The sequence below is a fragment of the Synechococcus sp. CS-1332 genome (genome assembly GCF_025127995.1).
In the GTDB taxonomy this organism is placed as follows: Bacteria; Cyanobacteriota; Cyanobacteriia; order PCC-6307; family Cyanobiaceae; genus Cyanobium.
Genome location: NZ_JAHLYP010000052.1, coordinates 1 through 19,805, shown reverse-complemented (window position 1 = coordinate 19,805; position 19,805 = coordinate 1). Strand labels below are relative to the sequence as shown.

At 66.9% G+C, this 19,805-nt stretch carries 11 protein-coding genes and 1 pseudogene; 8 read left to right on the top strand and 4 right to left on the bottom strand.

Annotation, left to right across the window (positions count from 1 at the left end; genetic code table 11):
- Positions 1-49: 49 nt before the first annotated feature.
- The 6 genes from KQ305_RS13445 (at position 50) to KQ305_RS13420 (ending at position 9,673) form a co-directional block, all read left to right on the top strand.
- The gene (locus KQ305_RS13445) at positions 50-1,120 is read left to right on the top strand and encodes an endo-1,4-beta-xylanase (RefSeq protein WP_259725909.1); all 1,071 of its coding nucleotides are present in this window, start codon (positions 50-52) and stop codon (positions 1,118-1,120) included.
- Positions 1,121-1,240: 120 nt separating this feature from the next.
- The gene (locus KQ305_RS13440; protein WP_259725908.1) at positions 1,241-2,512 is read left to right on the top strand and encodes an HlyD family secretion protein; all 1,272 of its coding nucleotides are present in this window, start codon (positions 1,241-1,243) and stop codon (positions 2,510-2,512) included.
- Positions 2,513-2,712: 200 nt separating this feature from the next.
- Entirely contained in the window at positions 2,713-4,695 is a 1,983-nt protein-coding gene (locus tag KQ305_RS13435; protein WP_259725907.1) for a glycosyltransferase, read from the top strand.
- A gap of 66 nt (positions 4,696-4,761) precedes the next feature.
- Entirely contained in the window at positions 4,762-5,571 is an 810-nt protein-coding gene (locus tag KQ305_RS13430) for a peptidylprolyl isomerase (RefSeq protein ID WP_259725906.1), read from the top strand.
- On the top strand, positions 5,568-8,513 hold the full coding sequence (locus KQ305_RS13425; protein WP_259725905.1) for a peptidase domain-containing ABC transporter: 2,946 nt from the start codon (positions 5,568-5,570) through the stop codon (positions 8,511-8,513). Before KQ305_RS13430 ends, KQ305_RS13425 begins: the two co-directional genes overlap by 4 nt.
- Positions 8,513-9,673 (top strand): HlyD family secretion protein, encoded by a 1,161-nt coding sequence (locus KQ305_RS13420; protein WP_259725904.1) that lies wholly within the window; start codon positions 8,513-8,515, stop codon positions 9,671-9,673. Before KQ305_RS13425 ends, KQ305_RS13420 begins: the two co-directional genes overlap by 1 nt.
- Here KQ305_RS13420 and KQ305_RS13415 read toward each other — a convergent pair.
- Together KQ305_RS13415 and KQ305_RS13410 are read right to left on the bottom strand one after the other, a co-directional pair.
- Entirely contained in the window at positions 9,639-10,538 is a 900-nt protein-coding gene (locus KQ305_RS13415; RefSeq protein WP_259725903.1) for a class I SAM-dependent methyltransferase, read from the bottom strand. The two genes, KQ305_RS13420 and KQ305_RS13415, sit on opposite strands and share 35 nt — an antisense overlap.
- A gap of 37 nt (positions 10,539-10,575) precedes the next feature.
- Positions 10,576-11,175 (bottom strand): annotated as a pseudogene (locus KQ305_RS13410) (TVP38/TMEM64 family protein); the annotation flags it as partial.
- A gap of 51 nt (positions 11,176-11,226) precedes the next feature.
- Between KQ305_RS13410 and KQ305_RS13405 the strand changes: the two are divergent.
- On the top strand, positions 11,227-12,768 hold the full coding sequence (locus KQ305_RS13405) for a jacalin-like lectin (protein ID WP_259725902.1): 1,542 nt from the start codon (positions 11,227-11,229) through the stop codon (positions 12,766-12,768).
- 11 nt (positions 12,769-12,779) lie between these two features.
- Here the strand turns inward: KQ305_RS13405 and KQ305_RS13400 are convergent, their stop codons facing one another.
- Positions 12,780-15,992: a PhoX family protein gene (locus KQ305_RS13400; protein ID WP_259725901.1), complete on the bottom strand. Its 3,213-nt coding sequence runs from the start codon at positions 15,990-15,992 to the stop codon at positions 12,780-12,782.
- Positions 15,993-16,191: 199 nt separating this feature from the next.
- Entirely contained in the window at positions 16,192-19,002 is a 2,811-nt protein-coding gene (locus KQ305_RS13395) for a valine--tRNA ligase (RefSeq protein ID WP_259725900.1), read from the bottom strand.
- 59 nt (positions 19,003-19,061) lie between these two features.
- On the opposite strand from KQ305_RS13395, the gene KQ305_RS13390 reads away from it, so the two are divergent.
- On the top strand, positions 19,062-19,805 hold a 744-nt coding region (locus tag KQ305_RS13390), incomplete at its 3' end, for a DUF2157 domain-containing protein (protein WP_259725899.1).

The following is a 19,805-nucleotide window of genomic DNA, read 5'->3' as shown; positions in this document are numbered from 1 at the left end:
CCTGTCGGAGTCACCCGTCAGAGTGGAGGGGCACGTCTGCAGCCAGGCCATGCGACGACGGCCACTGATCCTGCTCGCCGTCGTGGGGATCCTGGGCTGGAGCGTGGCGCGGGCCTTGCCGCCGGGGTCGTCCCCGACCCTGCAGGGGTTGGCGGCGGCGCGCAAGCTGCGTTGGGGCACCGCCGTCACGAATGAGCAGCTCAAGGACCCCGGCCTGCGGCGCCTGGTGACCAGCCAGAGCGGCCTGATCGTGCCCGAATCGGAGCTGAAGTGGGATGGGGTGGAGGCGGCGCCCGGCCGCTTCGATTTCAGCGCCCCGGACCGGCTGCTGGCCTTCGCCCGCGAGCACGGGCTGGCGATGCGGGGCCACACCTTGCTGTGGCATGAGCAGTTGCCGGCCTGGGTCAAGGCCCTTCCGGCCGCGGACCTGGACAAGGCCCTGGCGACCTACATCCGCACCGTGGTGGGCCACTACCGCGGCCAGCTGCCGTCGTGGGATGTGGTGAACGAACCCATCGCCGACGACGGCACGGGCCTGCGCCGCAGCCTCTGGCTGGAGCGGCTGGGCCCCGATTACATCGCCCGCGCCCTGACCCTGGCCCATCAGAGCGATCCTGCAGCGGCCCTGGTGATCAACGAGTACGGGCTGGAGGGTGATGACGCCAAGACGGCAGCCAAGCGCCGCTCGTTCCTGGCCCTTCTGCGCCAGCTGCGCGATCGCGGCGTTCCCCTGAATGCCGTGGGGCTTCAGGCCCATCTGTACGCCAACGGCAGCGGGCCCACCACCTTCCGCACCCTGCCCACCTTCCTGCGGGAGCTGGCGGCTTTGAATCTGGACATCTACGTGACCGAACTGGATGTGAACGACCGGGAACTGCCGGCGGCCATCCCGGAGCGGGACCGCGCCGTGGCGGCGGTCTACACCGCCTTCCTGGCGGCGGTCCTGCCGGAACCCAGGCTGAAGCTGATCACCAGCTGGGGATTGAGTGATCGCACCACCTGGCTGAATGCATTCCTACCCAGGGCCGATGGTCTGCCACAACGGCCGTTGCCCTTCGATGAAAACAACCAGGCCAAACCAGCAACATTGGCTATAATGGCGGCCTTGGACAAGCCGTGAACCAGTCAGATCAGGGTCACAAAAAACAAGTGAAGTCCGCATGAATGAGCCATGTAAGCGCATATTCATGGGACAAAGTGCTGTCCTGATAGAGTCAAAATCACACCGTGAACCTCCGGGATGTCTTCGTCTTCCGCTGGCGCGAACGACCTAGAACCCGCGGGAGCCGCCGGTCCTGAGCCTGACGCCCCAGCGACGGATGAGGACGACGCGATCCCCAGCTCCCGAAGGGCCGATCTCACCATCCTGTTGATCTCCGCTGGGCTGCTGATCACGGCCCTGGCCATCGTGATCAATTTCTTCACCGCACGCTCGCGCGATGCGGTCATCAATGCCACCCCGATCGTGCTGAGAAGTCCGGTCACCGGCACCCTGGAAAGCCTCACAGTGGGGACAGGCGTGGAGGTCCGCCCCGGCCAGACCCTGGCGATCGTGGTGAATCCGAGGGCTCCAAAAGACGCCCTCACGGCGCTCGAAACCCAGCTGTCCACGGCGCGGGGCCGGCTTGAGGAACTGCGGACACGCCGGGATCTGCGCAAGAAGCTCGTGAAGCAGCTGAACCTGGACGCCAGACAGCAACGCAGCCTGGAAATCTCCCGCGACCAGAGCGAACGGGACGGCCTCGGCTTCGCGTTGGACCGGGCCCGTAAGGAACTCGCCTTCGCCAGCAGGGAAACCGTGCGGCAGGACACGCTGTTCCGGGCCGGCGCCGTGGCCGCCAACGTGGTCGATCGGGCCCGCACCACCGAGCAGCAACGTGCTCGGGAGGTGCGGGGCCTTGAAGCCCAGCTGGCCGGCCAGGTGGCCGTTCTGCAGGCCTCCAAAAACGACCTCACCCTGCGCAACAACCGCAGCAACTCCGATCCAGTGGTGCGGCTTCAGGAGGCCACCATCGCCCTGGAGAACGCCGAAGGGGATCTCCGCACCCAGACCTTCCAGGTCAATGGTCTGGAGCTGCAGCTGACGGTGGCCAAGAAGGAATGGCAGGAACGCAACCTGGCCCGTCTTGTCAGTCCCCGGAAGGCTGTGGTGTGGCAGCTGGGGGCGCAGAGGGGAGATTCCGTCGACGCGATGCAGACAGTGATCCAGATGATCGACTGCAGCCAGCGCTGGCTGACAACCACGGTGGCGGAAAACGATCTCAACCGAATTCGTCTGGGCAGCAAGGCCAGGATCGAGCTGGTGGGCAGCCGGGACAAACTGCGCGGCGAAGTGATCGGGATCCGCTCCGGCATCGGCCGTACCCAACTGGGCGAGGAAGCTCCCCAACCGGTGCCGATCAATCTGGCCAGGGAAAGCGAAGTGAAGATCCGCATCCTCAATGACTTTCCGGCTCCTCCTGGGGAGTTCTGCTACGTGGGCTTCACGGCGAAGGTCAGCTTCGAACGATGAAGTTCCTCCACTCGTTTACGGATCCCACGGGCAACACGAGGATCTCGCCGTGGGTCTGGATGGTGCTGCTGCTCTCCGGGGCCAGCCTGGTTATGGCGGTGCTGCTGGCCAATCTGCAGTTTTCGGTGGTGGCGATCGGGCTTCTCAATCCGCTGAGTTTTCGGGTTCTGCCCGAGCTCTGGCAGGTGCGGGATGTGTGGGTGGATGTGCTGCTGCCCCTGGCCCTGGCGGTGGGGATCTGCCTGGGGGCGAACCTGCTGCCCAGGCGACCTGCCTCCTATCTGCTGGCCACGGTGTTGCTGTCGCTGTTCGCGATTCGCTACTTCATCTGGCGAGCGACGACCATCAACTCAGCCCACCCAGTCAGCCTCTTTTTCAGCCTGATTTTCTTTCTCTGTGAGTTCACATATCTTTTCACATCCGCTCTGCAGTTCTATCCCTCCCTGAAGTACAGGCCGGAGCAACGGCGACGCCAGGCGGATCAACTTCTGGCCTGGGCAAAGGAGCATCAACCCAGCGTTGACCTATGGATTCCAACCTACAACGAATCTGCACGCATGGTTCGGCGCTGCATCATGGCATGCGCCAATATTCAGTATGCCAACAAGACGATCTATGTGCTCGATGACGGCCACCGCCCTGCCATCGCCGCCCTGGCTCAAGAGCTCGGTGTGCAGTACCTGAGCCGACCGGACAATCTGCACCGCAAAGCCGGCAATCTCAACTACGCCTTGGCGCACTCCCACGGTGATCTGATCGCCGTTTTCGATTGTGACTTCATCCCCTTCAGCCGATTCCTTGATCGCACGGTTGGCTTTTTCAAGGATCCCAAGGTGGCCTTGGTGCAAACCCCGCAGCACTACTTCAACTCTGATTTTCATAATCGCAATCTCGGCCTGGACGTCCTTGTCCCCGACGACATGGACTATTTCTTCCACTATGTCCAAGTCATTCGTGATCCCTTCAACGCCGTGGTCTGCTGTGGCACCTCCTATCTCGCCCGCCGATCCGCACTGGAGGCCATCGGTGGCTATGTCACCCATTGCATCGTCGAAGACAACCAGACCGGCACCCGGCTGCTCACCCGTGGCTGGCGCATGATCTATCTGGATGAAGTGCTGAGCCTGGGGGAGGTGCCCCGAACCTTCCGCGATTACCTCGAACAACGCCTGCGTTGGATGCAGGGCAACGTCCAAGTGTTCACCTCCCCGAAAGAACTCCCGATCTGGAAGACATTAAATTTCTGGCAACGGGTCTTTTATCTGAATCTCTTTCTTAGTCTATTGACGCCGGTGTTTCGAGCGGTCTATATCATTTTCCCACTGCTGTCCATGCTGATCGGCTTCACCTTGATTGCCGCTCCTCCGGTGGAATACATGGCCTACGGTCTTCCGTTCGTGATCATGCTGTATTTCCTGCCGTCTTGGCAGACCAACGGCCATTACTTTCATTTCTGGACGGAAGTCTATGAGTCCCTGTTCTGCTTCCCTGCATTGAAACGGATGTCCCAGATCCTGTTCCGACCCTTCCGATCCGTGGGCAGCCTGGTGACCAACAAGGACGTCAATCATCCAAAGCAGACCCTGGACCTTCGTTTCGCCTGGCCTTTCCTCACCTATCTCTTCCTCTTCGTTGGCGTACTGATCTTGAATTACGGCTTGCCCCTGCTGGACATTCGCTGGTCAAGATCTCTTTTCGAGGGCGAAAGTCTGATGCTCGGCTGGAATCTGTACAACGGCATCCTGATGTTCATCTGTCTGCTCGCCTGCATCGACAAACCGATCAGGCGTCAGGCCGACCGCTTCCCCCTGGGACTGGTGGCCTGCCTCGAAGTGGAGGGCACCGAGTACTGGGGCATCACCAACGATGTCTCCGAGCAGGGGGCCAGCCTGTTGCTCAATACCCCGGGCCCGGGGAAGGGGGAGATTCAGGGCCTGCTGCGGGTGCCCCAGTACCACCTGGAGTTACCCGTCCGGCTGATGAGAACCAGCCGGCTGCGCCAGCACCACCTGCTGGGACTCAATTTCGACATGCCGGCCCGCGAGACGGAAGCCGCCCTGATTCAGCTCATCTACGGCGAGAACGCCTGGTTCCAGAAGGTGAAGCGGGTGGGGAGCATCGAGGCGCTGTTCCTGCTGCTCGGCAGCGTGTTTCGCGCCGAGCCGATCCTGCGCCGCTCCTGAGCTGCGGGCGTTGCACAACCGCCACCGATACATCTGGATCGGCCGGTTCAGCCCCAGAATGCCTGCGTGAAAGTCGATCCTGTGGCCGTCGCCCACTCCTTGGACCACGACATCAGTCTCGATCCACCCGTGCGCGCCTCCAGCGCACCGGTGATGGTGGAGGTTGAGCCGCTGCCTGAGATTCCAGGGGAACTGCGGCGCCAGTTGGCCCGCCACCAGTTGCTGCTGCCCCTGCTGCGCCAGTCGGTGATCGCCACGGCCGTGGCGGCGGTGACCCTCACGGAAGAGGAGCGTCAGAAGGCCCAGCAGGCCTGGGGTTCCAGCCATGGCATCCGCTCTGCCGAGGATCTGAAGAGCCACCTGCAGAAGCACGAACTCTCGGAAGCTGATGTGCTCTGGCAGGCGGAGCTGCCCACCAGGATCGAGCACCACTGCCAGGACCATTTCCTGCACCGGGCCGAGCAGCGCTACCTGGCCCGCAAGAACCAGCTGGATCAGGTGATCTACAGCCTGCTGCGGGTGGAGGACGGAGCCCTGGCCCGGGAGCTCTACCTGCGCATCGCCGAAGGGGAGGCCGACTTCGCCGAACTTGCCGCCACCTACGCCAAGGGGCCCGAGCGCTCCACCCGGGGCGTGGTGGGTCCAGTGCCGTTGCTGCAGGCCCATCCGTCCCTGGCCGAGCTGCTGCGCACCAGCCGCCCGGGCCAGCTCCATCCCCCCCTGCGCATCGACCGCTGGTGGCTGGTGGTGCGGCTGGAAACGCTCCGCTCGGCCAGCTTCGACAACGAGATGCAGAAACGGATGGCGCGGGAGCTGTTTGAGGAATGGGTGGATCAGGAAGTGACCCTGCAGCTGCGGCAGGGGCTGGGGCGATGACCTCCACCGTTCCCGGGCGCACCGACTGGCTCACCCTGCCGCCCTTCGACGGCCTCTCCGCCGCCGGCCGCGAGCGGCTGCTGGCGGAGGCCCGCCCGTGCCGGTTCCGCATCGGCGAAGACCTCAGCAGCGCCGGCAGCATCGGCGACCGCGTGCTGGTGCTGCACGAGGGTGAGGCGCGGTTGCTGGCGGAACGGGACGCTCGGCCCTTCACCCTGGAGCGACTGGGGCCCGGCGCCATCGTTGGGTTGGTTTCGCTGTTACGGGCCGAGGGGATCGAGCCGGTGAGCGCCGCCTCCGAGCTGCTGGCGACGGCGGTTCCAGACACGCTGGTGCTTGAGCTGCTGCTGGCCGAGGACGGCCTGCGTGAGTGGTGTGGCCGCCACCTCTGGACGGCGGAACTGCACCAGCTTCTGCTTCAGAGGGAAGGAGCCGCAGCGGGCCGCTTTGATCCGCCCCTCTGGCGCGAAAAGATCGAACGCCTGCGCCTGCGGGCCCGGGGCGTGCTGCCGAACGTGGCAGGGGCGCTTACCCTGCTGGACGGCGAGGAGCTGCTCCTGGCCAGCGCCAACGTCCCCGATCTGGCCATCGGTTCGGTGCTGGCGGCGGCACAACCGCTGCCCCAGCCCCGCCCCCCCCTGCCCCTGAGGCTGCTGGCCCTGGCCCCCGCGCCGGCGGAACCCCCCGTTCCCTTCCCCTCGACCATCCAGGCGGGCGAGGCCATCGTCCCCATTGAGGCCGCCCCCGGCGGCCTGGCCCAGCCCAGCAGCCTCGATCTGGGCCAGGACCGGGCCGACCGCCACCTCGTCCTGGTGCGGGGCAGCGGCCCACTGGAGGAGACCCTGGCCTGCTTCCAGATGCTCGGCAAGCTGCTGGAGCTGCCCTACCGCCGTGACGCGGTGGACAAGATCCTGCGCGACAAGATGCGCCGCGGCCAGCCACCCGATCTGCAGCTCTGCGGCCAGATCGCCGCCATGCTCGGCCTGCTGGTCACCGGCGCCAAGGTGCCAGCAGCGTCCGCCACCCGGCTGATCACCCCTTGCCTGGTGCCCTGGAAGCAGGGCTTCGCCATCGCCACCGCCAGCAACGCCGCCGGCCTGCGGTTGGCCTCCCCGGCTGAAGGCTGGGTGCAGCTGAGCCCGGCCCAGATCGCCGAGCACTATCCGGAAGGGCTGGAGCTGCTGCTGCTGGAGCGCAGCATCGACACCCCTGAGCAGACCTTCGGTCCTGGCTGGTTCTGGCCGGCCCTGAAGCGCTATCGGGGCATGTTGCTCCAGGTGCTGCTGGCCTCCTTCGTGGTGCAGCTGTTCAGCCTGGCCAACCCCCTGCTGATCCAGGTGATCATCGACAAGGTGATCTCCCAGCGCAGCCTCGACACGCTGCAGATCCTGGGCATGGCCCTGGTGGTGGTCACCCTGATGGAGGGGGTGATCGGCTCGCTGCGCACCTTCCTGTTCACCGACACCACCAACCGCATCGACCTGCGGCTCGGCGCCGAGGTGATCGACCACCTGCTGCGGCTGCCGCTCGGCTATTTCGACAAGCGTCCCGTCGGGGAGCTGGGCACCCGCATCGCCGAGCTGGAGAAGATCCGCAACTTCCTCACGGGCCAGGCCCTGATCACCCTGCTGGACGCGGCCTTCTCGGTGATCTACATCATCGTGATGGCGATCTACAGCTGGCTGCTGACCCTGATCGCCCTGGCTGTGCTGCCCATCCAGGTGGGACTCACCCTGCTCGGGGCCCCCCTGTTCCGGCGCCAGTACCGCCAGGCGGCCGAGGAGAACGCCCGCACCCAGAGTCACCTGGTGGAGGTGCTTACCGGCATCCAGACGGTCAAGGCCCAGAACGTGGAGATGGTGAGCCGCTGGAAGTGGCAGGAGCTGTACGCCAAATACATCTCCCGCACCTTCGAGAAGACCATCACCGGCACCTTCCTGAACGAAACCAGCTCGGTGCTCCAGAAGCTCTCCCAGCTGCTGGTGCTCTGGGTGGGGGCCACCATGGTGCTCAAGGGGGAGCTCACCCTGGGCCAGCTGATCGCCTTCCGGATCATCAGCGGCTATGTCACCCAGCCCCTGCTGCGCCTCTCCTCGATCTGGCAGAACATCCAGGAGCTGAGGGTGTCGTTCGAGCGCCTCGCCGACGTGGTCGACACCCCGGAGGAATCAAGCGAAGCCGATCGCGGCCACATCCCCCTGCCGCCGGTGAAAGGCGATGTGGTGTTTGAGAACCTCAGCTTCCGCTTCAACCCCGGCGGGCCCGAGGTCCTCACCAACGTCAGCCTGCACGTTCCCCCCGGCACCTTCACCGGGATCGTGGGCCAGAGCGGCAGCGGCAAGAGCACCCTGATGAAGCTGCTGCCTCGCCTCTATTCCCCCACCAAGGGCCGCATCCTGGTGGACGGCTACGACATCGACAAGGTGGAGCTCTATTCCCTGCGTCGCCAGATCGGCATCGTGCCCCAGGATCCCCTGCTCTTCTCCGGCACCATCAGCGAGAACATCGCCCTGACCAACCCGGAGGCCCCCAGCGACGCCATCGTCGAGGCCGCCCGGATCGCCGGCGCCCACGACTTCATCATGGAGCTCTCCTCCGGCTACAGCACCCCCCTTGGGGAGCGGGGAGCCTCCCTTTCCGGCGGCCAGCGCCAGCGCATCGCCATCGCCCGCACCCTGCTGAGCCAGCCCCAGCTGCTGGTGATGGACGAAGCCACCAGCGCCCTCGACTACGACACCGAACGCCAGGTGTGCGACAACCTGCGGGAGACCATGAGCCAGAGCACCGTGTTCTTCATCACCCACCGGCTCTCCACCATCCGCCGCGCCGATCTGATCGTGATGATGCACCAGGGCGCCATCGTCGAGACCGGCAGCCATGAGGAACTGATGGCCCTCAAGGGACGCTATTTCGCGCTCTATCGCCAACAGGAGGCGGGCTGATGGCTCCCCCCACCCCAGGCAGCCTGCTGCGGCGGGCCCAGAACAGCCTCGAGCGCAGCATCCACACCGACAGCGACGACGTGGTGCTGCAGCAGTCGCGCTTCTGGGCCCGCTCGATCACCTGGACCCTGATGGGGGTCACCCTGTTCGGCCTTGGCTGGCTGGCCTTCGCCCAGACCGAGGAGATCGTCACCGCCCCGGGCAAGCTCGAGCCCCTGGGGGTGGTGAAGGACATCCAGATGCCGGTGGGAGGCGTGGTGGAGCAGGTGATGGTCAAGGAGGGCGAGCGGGTGAAGAAGGGCCAGGTGCTGCTGCGCCTCGACACCGAGACCACCCTCGATCGCCAGGGCAGCATGCAGCAGACGATCCGCTACAAGCAGCAGCAACTGCGGCTCAAGCAGGTGGAGCTCGCCCGGTACCTTCAGTACAACGACACCGAGCAGCGGGTGCTGCGCCAGAGCCTGGTGCTCGAGAAGGACGTGCTTGGCCGCCTCGAGACCCTCAACAAGGAGGGCGCCACGGCTGAACTGCAATACCTCTCCCAACGCAACAAGGTGCAGGAGGTGCAGGGGAAGCTGGAGGAAACCGGCGTCGACCGGTTGCGCCAGCAGGCGATCCTGCAGCAGGGCATCCGTGAAATCCAGAGCGAGCTGGCCGACCTGCGCAGCAAGCTGACCGAGCTCAACGTCAACATCCGCTATCAGGTCATCCGGGCCCCGGAAGCCGGTGTGGTGTTCGAACTCAAGCCCCGCTCCAGGGGGTTCGTGGCCCAGACCAGCGAGCCGGTGATGAAGGTGGTGCCCTTCGACAAGCTGGAAGCGAGGGTGGAGGTGCCCAGCCGGGAGATCGGTTTCGTCACGGTGGGCAAAACGGCTGACATCAGCATCGATTCTTTCCCAGCCACCGATTTCGGCGTGCTGCAGGGCACCGTGCGGCGCATCGGCTCCGACGCCCTGCCCCCGGACCAGATGAACAACTTCTACCGCTTTCCGGTGGACATCCGACTCAACTCCCAGCAGCTGAAGCTCAAGAGCGGCAAGGTTCTGCCGCTGCAGGTGGGCATGTCCCTCACCGCCAACGTCAAGTTGCGCAAGGTGACTTACCTGCAGCTGCTGCTGAGCGACTTCAAGGACAAGGCTGACGCCCTGCGGCAGATCTGAGCCGCTCCATGGCCGCGTAGTGGTCGGGGATGATGCGTGTGCGCAGGCCCACCAGGGGCTCCAGCCACGGCAACAGCAGCCCGTCGAGGCCGCGGTTCACCAGCCAGCCGGCGATACGGAACGCCCCCCGCCAGCGGGCCTGCGGGGCGATCAGATGCAGGGCGCCGCGGTGCACCGGCCCATCGATGCAGACCAGCCAGGCCGGATCCATCCCCGCCTGCCCCATCGCCACCTCGAAGCTGCGGCGGCTGTGGAAGCTGATGTGCTGGCCGTTGCCGAAGGCGTAGTACCACCAGTCAGGTCCTGGAATCTCACCCGGCTGGCGCATCAGGGTGGAGAAGACGAACAGGGGCGTGGCGCCCACCTCGTCGCGCAGGAACCCGGTGGTGCCGGGCACATGTTCGATCACCTCGAAGGCGGTCTTGCAGCCGCTCGGGCCATCGCCCGGGGGCTCGCAGAAGGGGCGGATCAGTTCCATGGCCGCATAGGCGTCGGTGCCGTGGAAATCGAAGCCGTGGTCCCGCAGCAGGCGCGGCAGCATGCCCAGCCCAGTGCCCAGGTCGCAACCCGGCTCGCTGGCGCCGAAGCGACCCAGGCGGCCGATCACCAGAAGCAGGCGCAGCAGGCGCGAGGCGTGCAGGTTGCGGTCGACGTAGCCGGTGTCGCCGTAGAAGGAGTCCTCGTAGGCCACATCCAGCCAGGAGGGCTCGCCCAGGAAGAGAAAGTCGCAGGCACTGCAATGGGCGAGTTCAGCCTCCACCCGGGCCTTGCTCACCCGAACCCGTCGCACCAGGGTGAGATTTCCGCCGCCGCAGTTGGGGCAGGCGCAGACGGTGGGGCTGGGGGGAGTCTCGGCCGTCACCATCGCTGGACTGCATCGCAACCTGGGAGGCTACCCCGCGTTCCTCCAGGGTCAGGCACACCTGGCGGCCCACGAGCAGCACCGCCGCCAGGGTGGCAACCACCCCCAGCAGCCGCAGGGCCCAGGTGACGCCATCGGCCGGACCGGCCAGCAGCGCCGCAAAGCGCCCGGGATCGCCAGCCGCCGCCCCCAGGGAACAGAAGAGCACGGTGCCGGGGAGGATGCCGACCAGGCCGATCGAGTAATCCCGCAGGCTCACCTCACTGAGGCCGTAGGCCAGGTTGAGCAGGCTGAAGGGGAAGGCCGGCGAGAGCCGGGTGAGCAGCACCAGGGCCAGGCCCTGGCGGCACACCGCCCGCTCCACCGCCAGCAGCCGCGGCGCCCCGGCCAGGCGGCGGCGGGCCCAGCCGCGCCAGCGACCGCGCCCCAGCAGGAACACCGCCTGGGCCCCCAGGCAGGCCCCGGCGAAGACCAGCACGCTGCCCCAGAGCGGGCCGTAGAGCACCCCGGCCAGCATCGAGGCCCAGACCCCCGGCAGCAGCAGGCTGACCCACAGCGCATAAAGGGGCACAAAGGCCACAGTCCCCACCGGGGAGCGCAGCCAGGGCAGCAGGTGATCCGGCAGCCAGAGCAGGTCCATGGGGCCACCGTATCGACCCTGCCTACGCTTGGGTCCCGTGCCCGTGCTGCCATGGCTGACCCCTCGGAGCTGGCCCAACAGGTCGCCCGGGGGGCCCTGTTCCGGGGGCGCCACTGCGTCACTGGCAGCGGCGAGCCCCTGGAGGCCGCGGTGGGCGGCACGGTTCTCCCGGCGGGCGGTGGCAGCACAGTGGGTTGGCAGCTCTGCCGCAGCCGCCAGGAGCTGGTACGTTCGCTGCACAGCGGCGGCTCGCTGGGGATCGGCCTGGGCCCCCTGAACCTGCTGAACGCCAAGCAGGCGTTCAGCGACTCCCTCAAGACCACCAGCTTCAGCCTCTCGTTGGTGGTCTGGGCCCGCCAGGTGGCCACAGCAATGGAGGTGGGCCAGAGCCACCTGCTGGAGGGTGTCGCCGTGCCGACCAGCGCCGCCGAGCTCGAGGCCTTCGTGGCCCTGTACGGGGATGGTTTCGTGGCGGCGGCGGAGGTGGGCGGTGAGTGCCACGGGGTGTTCACCTTCTATGCGCAGTCACGGGAGCAGGCGCGGATGGTGGAGCGGGAGTTCGAGGCAGGACTGGGCCTCGGCGGTCTGGCCCTGACCCCCGCCCTGGTGGAGACCGTGACGACGGTCGCCCGCCATGCCGAGGTGAACGTGGGCTTCCGGATGCAGGTGAGCGGCAGCCGGGCCCAGCCACCAGCTGAGGCCGCCTCCCTGATCCCCTTCGCCCGCGACTTCGCTGGGCTCCCCCTCGATCACCCGGCCCTGATCGGCGTGCGGACCAGGGGCTACGAGAGCGTGCCGGCCATCGGTGGCGCCTTCCAGTTGGTGGCCACCAACCGACAGCTGTTCAGCGGCGAAGGCCCTGGCGAGGGTTTGAGCGAGCGCCGCGAACGGCTGGAGGGCCTGATCCACCAGATGGACTGGGTGGCGGGCACCTACCGGCTCTACGCCGTGGCGCCGGACCCAAGCCTCGCCGTCCAGCGCGCCGCCGCCAGGGCGGACCTGGGCGCCATCGACACCTGTCGGGCTGCCTACGCCGCCGCCGCCACCGCTCGCCTGGAGGCGCCGAAGCTGCCCTCCCTTGCCGCGGGCAGCCCCGAGCTGAACGTGACCCTGGGCGACGAGCTCCTGATGGGGGGTAACGGCGGTGCCCCCTTCACCTTCCCCGGGCGCGCCGAAGCCATCCGCCAGCGGCGGCATCTGGTGGAGGTGGCTCTGCGCACCGGCTCGCGGGTGGATCAGATCCGGCTGCGCTACGCCGGCGAGGGGGATCCGCTCGAGGCGGAGGTCCATGGCGGCGGCAGCGGCGGTGACCGGGGCCGCCTGGAGCTCGGGGAGGGCGTGGTGATCCGCCGCATCGAGGCCCTCAGCGGCACCCGCGTCGACCGGCTGTTCCTCACCAGCAGCGACGGCCAGCGGATCGGCGGTGGCGGCGAGGCCGGCGATCGCCCGCTCGACTGGACGGTGCCGGCCGACAGCGTGGTGCTGGGCTTCAGCGGCCGCTGCGGCCGGGAACTGGATGGCTTGCGGGCCATGGTGGCCCGCTTCGGGCCCCTGATCTGGCAGCCACTGGAGGTGGCGGCCGAGGGGCCCTGAAAGACAATCGATCAGATCAGCGGAACGGTCTGCTGGATCAGGTCGATCTGGCCCCCTTCCACCAGGTAGCCGGCGCCCTGGATGTTGCCACCACCAAGGCTGTGGGCCTGGACGTTGGCGATGAAGAAGCTGCCGGGTGCGGAGCCGTAAATCGTCGAGACATCGATGATCCCCGAGGATTCCCAGTTGCCGACACCATTGCTGTTGGGTTGGGTGACATCACCGGGTTGGCTCTGGCCGTAGGCCGTCGGCACGGCGGTGCGGTCTATCTGGGCCCAACGCTGGGCTTCGCCGGTCGAGCTGCCGGTGATCGGGTCGATCGCCAGCTTCCAGATCGAGGCTTCCTGGGTACCGAAGTTGCCGAGGGTGGTGTCGGTGCCGCCGCCGTTGGCCCGGTCCTCCTGGATGTAGGCATGGCCATCGGCACTGATGGTCATGTTGTCGGGATTGCGCAGACCGGTGGTGGGATCCACCAGCAGGTCGCCGTCGTAGACGACCTTGAGCACCGAGTCTCCAGGTCCGGAGATCAGGCCATCGCTGCCGAAGGCGGCGCCGAAATCCAGGGTGTACACGTTGCCGTACAGATCACCTTTGTTGAAATCAGTGGTGCCGGTGGACACGAACACCGCCTGCTGACCGTTGAGCGGGTTGACCTCACCGTCCTCGATCCGGCTCAGCTGCAGGGCACCGGCGCCCACCGCCAGCTGGCGCAGGGCCGGGGCACCCAGCTGGGTGTAGTTGGGATCGACGCTGGCCAGGTCGACCCAGGAGCCGTTGATGGCCGCGTTGAGGCCATTCGCCTTGGTGAAGGCCAACAGATCCAAGGAATCGGGGCCATCATCGACGACACCTTTCTCCGGCAGGGCCGTGGTGACGTAGGTGTACAGCGTGCCCTGGTTCTGGGCCAGACCGTTGCGCTCCAGGAAGCTGGCGTCAGCGGCCGAACTCTTGGTGCCGACCCAGAGAAAGAGGGGCGCCTTGGCGTCGTCGAACAACAGCACCGACACGGTGTCCGCACTGCCCGTATCGATGATCGTGGCGGACTCCCAGGTGCCCTTGCCGAAGCCCACCACCTCATGGAGGGCACGGCCGTCGACATCGAGGGCGAAGAAGGACCCACCGTCACCGCTGAATTCCTCTTCTCCCACGAGATAGACGCGGTCGGCGAAGCCGATGCCCGCACCAAAGCTGTTCGCTTCCACCAGATTGGCGGAGCAGAACCGCTTGAAGCCCACGGCACCCAGGTCGGACGCCTGGTCGATCGCAACGTCCGAGCTGTCCAGGTGGATGCTGTCGTAGGCCAGACCACCTCTGAGCACCTTGCTCTGAAAGCCATTGGAGGCATCGTCATCGACATCCTTGTCGATCACCAGGGTGCTGACGCGGGCACCGGTGAGACCACCATCGACGCCGGGCAGGAGATAGCCATACCCGCGATCAGCGCCCAGCTCGCTGTTGACCAGCAGGGTGAAGGTGCCGTCCCCGTTGTCGTAGGCACCCTGGCCATCGAAGATGCCAGTGGGAGCGAAGACGCTGTCGCCGGGGTTCAGCCCATTGGTGAACTCGCCGTTGGTGATCAGGCTGGTGATTGAAAGCTGGGGACCGCCCACCACATCCTTGAGCATGGTGGAGGTGAAGGCGCCAGCACCGGCCACAGGAGGCGCCGCGATCAATGCCTGCAGATCGAACACATTGAGGGTGTTCGACACCTCGTTGGACACGATCAGCTGGGACCGGCCGGTGGGACTCTGCTTGGCGTCCACCACATGCAGCCCCTCTGGGGAGATGCTGCCGGCGATCACGGTGCTGGTGACGAAGCTGACAGCGGCTGGATCGGTGACATCGAACACCGCCAGCATCGATTTGGTGGTGCGCTCCATGCTGACGATGGCGTAGCTGCGGCCCTTCATCTGGGCCACCACCACGCCTTCGGGCTCAACGCCCTTGCTATCACTGCGGCCATCGGCATACATGCCGGCTGCCACGGCGATGGTCTGCAGGCTGTTGCCGCTGTCCCAGAGCAGGGCGCCGGTGTCGGCATCGAAGAGGCTGATGCTGCGGCCACCAAAGGTGGTGATGCGATCGGGGCTGCCGGCCGTGGCGTCGTCCGTCAGCGTCCTGACATTGGGGTTAGGCCCGTTACCAGACTCATCCTTGTAGGTGACAACGACATTAGGAGCCGTGCCCTGGGTGTACTCGCGGGCATCGCCTTCGTTGGCAGTTACGAAGTAGTCCTTGCCCTTGACGCTGTAGGCAGCGATGCCATCAGCCATGCGCAGACCTTCGAAGTTCTGGCCCAGCAGGGGTTTGAACCCGCCATCCTTGTCGCTGAGGTCGACGAGTTGGTTCTTGTAGTCGACTGTGCCCAGGGCGAAGATCGTCTCAATTGAGTTGGTCTTGAGGTTGACCTTGGCAACTCCATTGTTCTCCTGCAGGGTCACATAGGCATAGTTGCCCAGGATCGAGACGTACTCCGGCTCGATGTCGGTGGCTTGGGTGGTGCCGGCAGGGCCAGAGATTCTGAGCCCCGTGGGCAGGGTGAGTCCGGCGAAATCAAGCTCGGTGTAGGAGAACCTCAGATTCGCCTGACCCTTGATGTCGATGATGCCGATGCTTCCGACAGGATCCTTGCCGCCTGCGACGCCGTAGCCCGTGATCGGTTCGCCCTCGTTGGCGATCACCAACTTGGTGCCCTTGTCGTTGAAGGTGATCGAGTCGGGCAGGTAGCCGACCTGAACGTCCTGCAGGAAGGTCAGACCGCCCTCCGCACCCACGCGGTAGAAACGAATCACCCCCTTGCCGCCGTTGCTGCTGTAGTCGCTGGGGGAAAGGGCCACCGCCAGCAGATTGCCGAAACTGGCCACCGACTGGGAGTTGTAGCCCGTCAGCGTCACCCGCTCTTCCAGGGTGATCGCTGACGGATCGGTGGCGTTGGTCACCTGCAGGGTGCCGCCACCACCACTGGAGACCACAAACATCTGACCACGGACGCTAACGGTGGTGGAGATTTCGCTCTGGAACTGCTCGCCCGGGGTCGCCTGGGGAGACAGGTCCAGACTTCCGAGCAAGGGTTGGGCCGGCGCCGGCTCAGGCCGACCAGGGAAGGCCTTGCGGTTGGCCACCCCCGCTGCAGCAGGACCCACGTACGGCTGACTGCTGGCGGTTAGCTCTTCAGGCAGGATCCATTTGTTGGCGGGACCCTTGGCTTTGCTGGAGGCAACCATGGAGGCGAAGGAATGTTCACTGAAAACAACCATCACCCAGACCCCCACCACCCCGGTTAAGGATTGGGTTGGGAATCGGCAAAGAACACCGTCCAAGGTGATCCCGAACACGATTGGATCACGTGTGCAATCAAGGAAATCTGCTAGAGCTTGACTTCGGCCAGCCGATCAGACGCTGCCGGCATCGGGCAACGGCGCCTCAGCCCCCCAGATCCACCAGCCGCCGGCGGGCCAGCGCCGCCTGGGCCTCCGCTTCGGCCAGATTGGCCCGGCATTCGGCCACCACCTCGGGCGGGGCCTTGCCGGCGAAGTTGGGGTTGGCGAGGCGGCCGCTGAGCCCGCTGATCTCCTTCTCGGCCTTGGCGATGTCCTTCTCCAGGCGGGCGCGCAGGGCGTCGAGGTCGACCAGGCCCTCCAGGGGCAGCAGCACCTGCAGCTCGCCGCTCACGGCGGCCAGGGCCCGGGCCGCGGGCCGCTCTGCCGCCGCCGCCGGATCCAGCACGGTCACGCTCTCCGCCCGGGTGAGGGTGGTGATGTCGGCGCTGCCCTCGTGCAGCACCGCCGCCAACTCCTTGCGGCCAGTGATGAACAGCACCGGCGCGCCCTGGGAGGGCTTGAGGCCCGCCACGGCCCGCAGGTTGCGCACCACCCGGATCGCCTCGATCAACTCAGCGAAGGAGGCCTCGAGGCCTTCATCGAGGGCAGCCTCCTCGGCGACCGGCCAGCGCTGCAGGGCCAGGAAGGTGCCCTCCGGGGCCCCGCTGAGCCCATGCCAGAGCTCCTCGCTCAGGTGGGGCATCAGCGGATGCACCAGCACCAGCAACTCCGCCAGCACCTTGGCCAGCACGGCGCGGGCGACCTGCTGGTCGGCCAGGGCCTCGGCACTGAGGGGCTCCCCCTCGGCGATGGGGCGCGGGTTGAGGCGCCGTTTCAACAATTCAATCGTCCAGTCACAGACCTCGTTCCAGGCGAACTCGTACAGCCCTTTGGCGGCTTCCCCCAGGCCATAACTGGCGTAGCGCTCCGCCGTCTCGCGCTTCACCCGCTCCAGGCGCGAGAGGATCCAGCGGTCGGCGAGCTGCAGACGGGCGGGGTCCGGGGCACCCAGGGACGCGGGCGTCTCACCACCCAGGTTCATCAGGGCGAAGCGGGTGGCGTTCCAGAGCTTGTTGGCGAAATTGCGCGCCGCCTCCACCGTGGCGGAGCTGCCGACGTTGCGGTCGTAGTCGAGGCGGATGTCCTGGCCGGCGCCGGCCACCTCGCGCACCAGGGCGAAGCGCAGGGCATCGGCGCCATAGCGCTCGATCAGCGGCAGCGGATCGATGCCGTTGCCGGCGCTCTTGCTCATCTTGCGGTTGTTCTCATCCCGCACCAGGCCGTGGATCATCACGTCGGCGAAGGGCATCCAGGGCTTGCCGGCGCCGGCCGGCTGCATGGCGCCGGCCAGCATCGTCATGCGGGCCACCCAGAAAAAGATGATGTCGAACCCCGTCACCAGCACGCTGGTGGGATACCAGCGGGCCAGATCGACGGCGTTCGGATCGGGCCAGCCCAGGGTGGAGAACGGCCAGAGGCCACTGGAGAACCAGGTGTCGAGCACGTCAGGGTCCTGCTCCAGCTGCAACTCCCGGCCAGCGTCACCGAACTGCGCCGCCGCCTTGGCGCGGGCCTCCGCCGCGTTGCGGGCCACCACGTAGGGCGTGGCCTCGCTGATCACGCCACCGGTTTCACTGACCACGAACCAGGCGGGGATGCGGTGGCCCCACCAGAGCTGGCGGCTGATGCACCAGTCGCGGATGTCGGTGAGCCAGTCGCGGTAGACCTTCTCCCAGCGCTCCGGAACGAAGCGGGGCGCACCGCCATCGAGGGCCTCCCGGCAGCGGGCGGCCAGCGGCTCAGCACGCACGAACCATTGGGTGGAGAGCAGCGGCTCCACCGGCACCTTGCCGCGGTCGGAGAAGGGCACGCTGTGGCGGTGGGGCTCCACCTTCACCAGGAAGCCCTCCGCCTCCATCGCCGCCACCACCGCCTGGCGGGCCTCGAAGCGATCCAGGCCGGCGAAACGGCCGGCCGCCGCGTTCATGCTGCCGTCCTTGGCCATCACCGTGATCAGCGGCAGGCCGTGGCGGCTGCCGATGGCGAAGTCGTTGGGGTCGTGGGCGGGGGTCACCTTCACGCAGCCGGTACCGAAGGCGGGATCCACATGCCCATCGGCCACGATCGGGATCTTGCGGCCCACCAGGGGCAGGGTGAGGCTGCGGCCCACCAGGGCGGCGTAGCGGGGGTCGGTGGGGTGCACCGCCACTCCGGTGTCGCCCAACATTGTTTCGGGGCGGGTGGTGGCCACCACCAGGTGGTCGGTGCCATCGGCGGCCGGGTCCCCGTTCAGCGGATAGCGGAAGTGCCAGAGGTGGCCGTCGAGCTCCTTCATCTCCACCTCCAGGTCGCTCACCGCCGATCCCGAGGCCGGGCACCAGTTCACCAGGTACTCGCCGCGATAGATCAGCCCCTGCTCGTGCAGGCGCACGAAGGCCTCCACCACCGCCTCACTGAGGCCGGGATCAAGGGTGAAGCGCTCGCGGCGCCAATCCACCGAATAGCCCAGACGGCGCAACTGGCCCACGATCGTGCCGCCGCTCTCCCCCTTCCAGGCCCAGGCGCGTTCAAGAAAGGCATCGCGGCCCAGGTCGTCCTTGCTGCCGCCCTCGGCCTTGATCTGCTTCTCCAGGATCGTCTGCACCGCGATCGAGGCGTGGTCGGTGCCGGGGAGGCACAGCACGTTGCGGCCCTGCAGGCGCTGGAAGCGCACGATCGTGTCGATCAGGGCCGTCTCGAAGCCGTGGCCCATGTGCAGGCTGCCGGTCACGTTCGGCGGTGGGATCACCACCGCGAAGGGCTCACCGCCGGCGGCGGGATCGGGGTGAAAGGCACCGGCTTCCTCCCAGGCCGCCTGCCAGCGCGCCTCGGTGGCGGCCGGGTCGTAGGTCTTGGGAAGGGGCTCGGCGGACACGGGGGACGTTGGGCAGGGGGCCCATGGTCGCAAAAGGCCGCCGCACCTAGGTTGAGCCCATGGCTGATGGCTGGGAGTCAAGGCTGGAGCGCTGGCGGCAGGCCGGCCTGATCGAAGCCGCCAACGCCGAGGCCATCCGGGCCTGGGAACGGGCCCAACCCAGCCCCCAACGGTTGCGGGTTCCTGTGCTGGTGGCCGTCGCCCTGGGGGGCGTCCTGGTGACCGCCGGGCTGCTGCTGTTCGTCTCCACCCACTGGCAGGCCCTGGCGCCGGCGCAGCGTTTCGCGCTGCTTCTGGCCCTGGTACTGGGGCTGCACGGGGGCGCCGCCGCTGTGGAGGAGCGCTTCCCGCCCCTGGCGGTGGCCTTGCACGGCGTGGGTACGGTCACCCTGGGGGCCGGCATCTTCCTGGCCGGCCAACTGTTCCACCTGGAGGCCCACTGGCCCCTGGGGCTGCTGCTTTGGGGCCTCGGCGCGGGCCTGGGTTGGGGATTGCTGCGCCAGTGGCCCCAACTGGCGCTGCTGGCCCTGGTGGGGCCGGCCTGGCTGATCAGCGAATGGCAGCTGGCCGTCGACGCCGCCACCGATGGATTCCAGGGAGGATCGGTGGATCCGACGGCTGTGGCGGCACCGGCGGCGGGCCTGATGCTGCTCAGCCTCTGCTACCTGGCGGCACCGGCAGGACCGGGGCCCGTCGCGCCGGCGCGGCGGGTGCTGCTCTGGCTGGGTGGGCTGGGCCTGCCGGCGGCGGGCCTGCTCTGGCTGCTGTTCACCCACTCGGCTCCGCGCACGGCGCCCCTGCCG

Bases quoted from the DNA above. Each gene is read 5' to 3' on its own strand.
- KQ305_RS13445 (WP_259725909.1), top strand. From the start codon at position 50: ATGCGACGACGGCCACTGATCCTGCTCGCCGTCGTGGGGATCCTGGGC.
- KQ305_RS13440 (WP_259725908.1), top strand. From the start codon at position 1,241: ATGTCTTCGTCTTCCGCTGGCGCGAACGACCTAGAACCCGCGGGAGCC.
- KQ305_RS13425 (WP_259725905.1), top strand. From the start codon at position 5,568: ATGACCTCCACCGTTCCCGGGCGCACCGACTGGCTCACCCTGCCGCCC.
- KQ305_RS13420 (WP_259725904.1), top strand. From the start codon at position 8,513: ATGGCTCCCCCCACCCCAGGCAGCCTGCTGCGGCGGGCCCAGAACAGC.
- KQ305_RS13415 (WP_259725903.1), bottom strand. From the start codon at position 10,538: ATGGTGACGGCCGAGACTCCCCCCAGCCCCACCGTCTGCGCCTGCCCC.
- KQ305_RS13405 (WP_259725902.1), top strand. From the start codon at position 11,227: ATGGCTGACCCCTCGGAGCTGGCCCAACAGGTCGCCCGGGGGGCCCTG.
- KQ305_RS13400 (WP_259725901.1), bottom strand. From the start codon at position 15,992: ATGGTTGCCTCCAGCAAAGCCAAGGGTCCCGCCAACAAATGGATCCTG.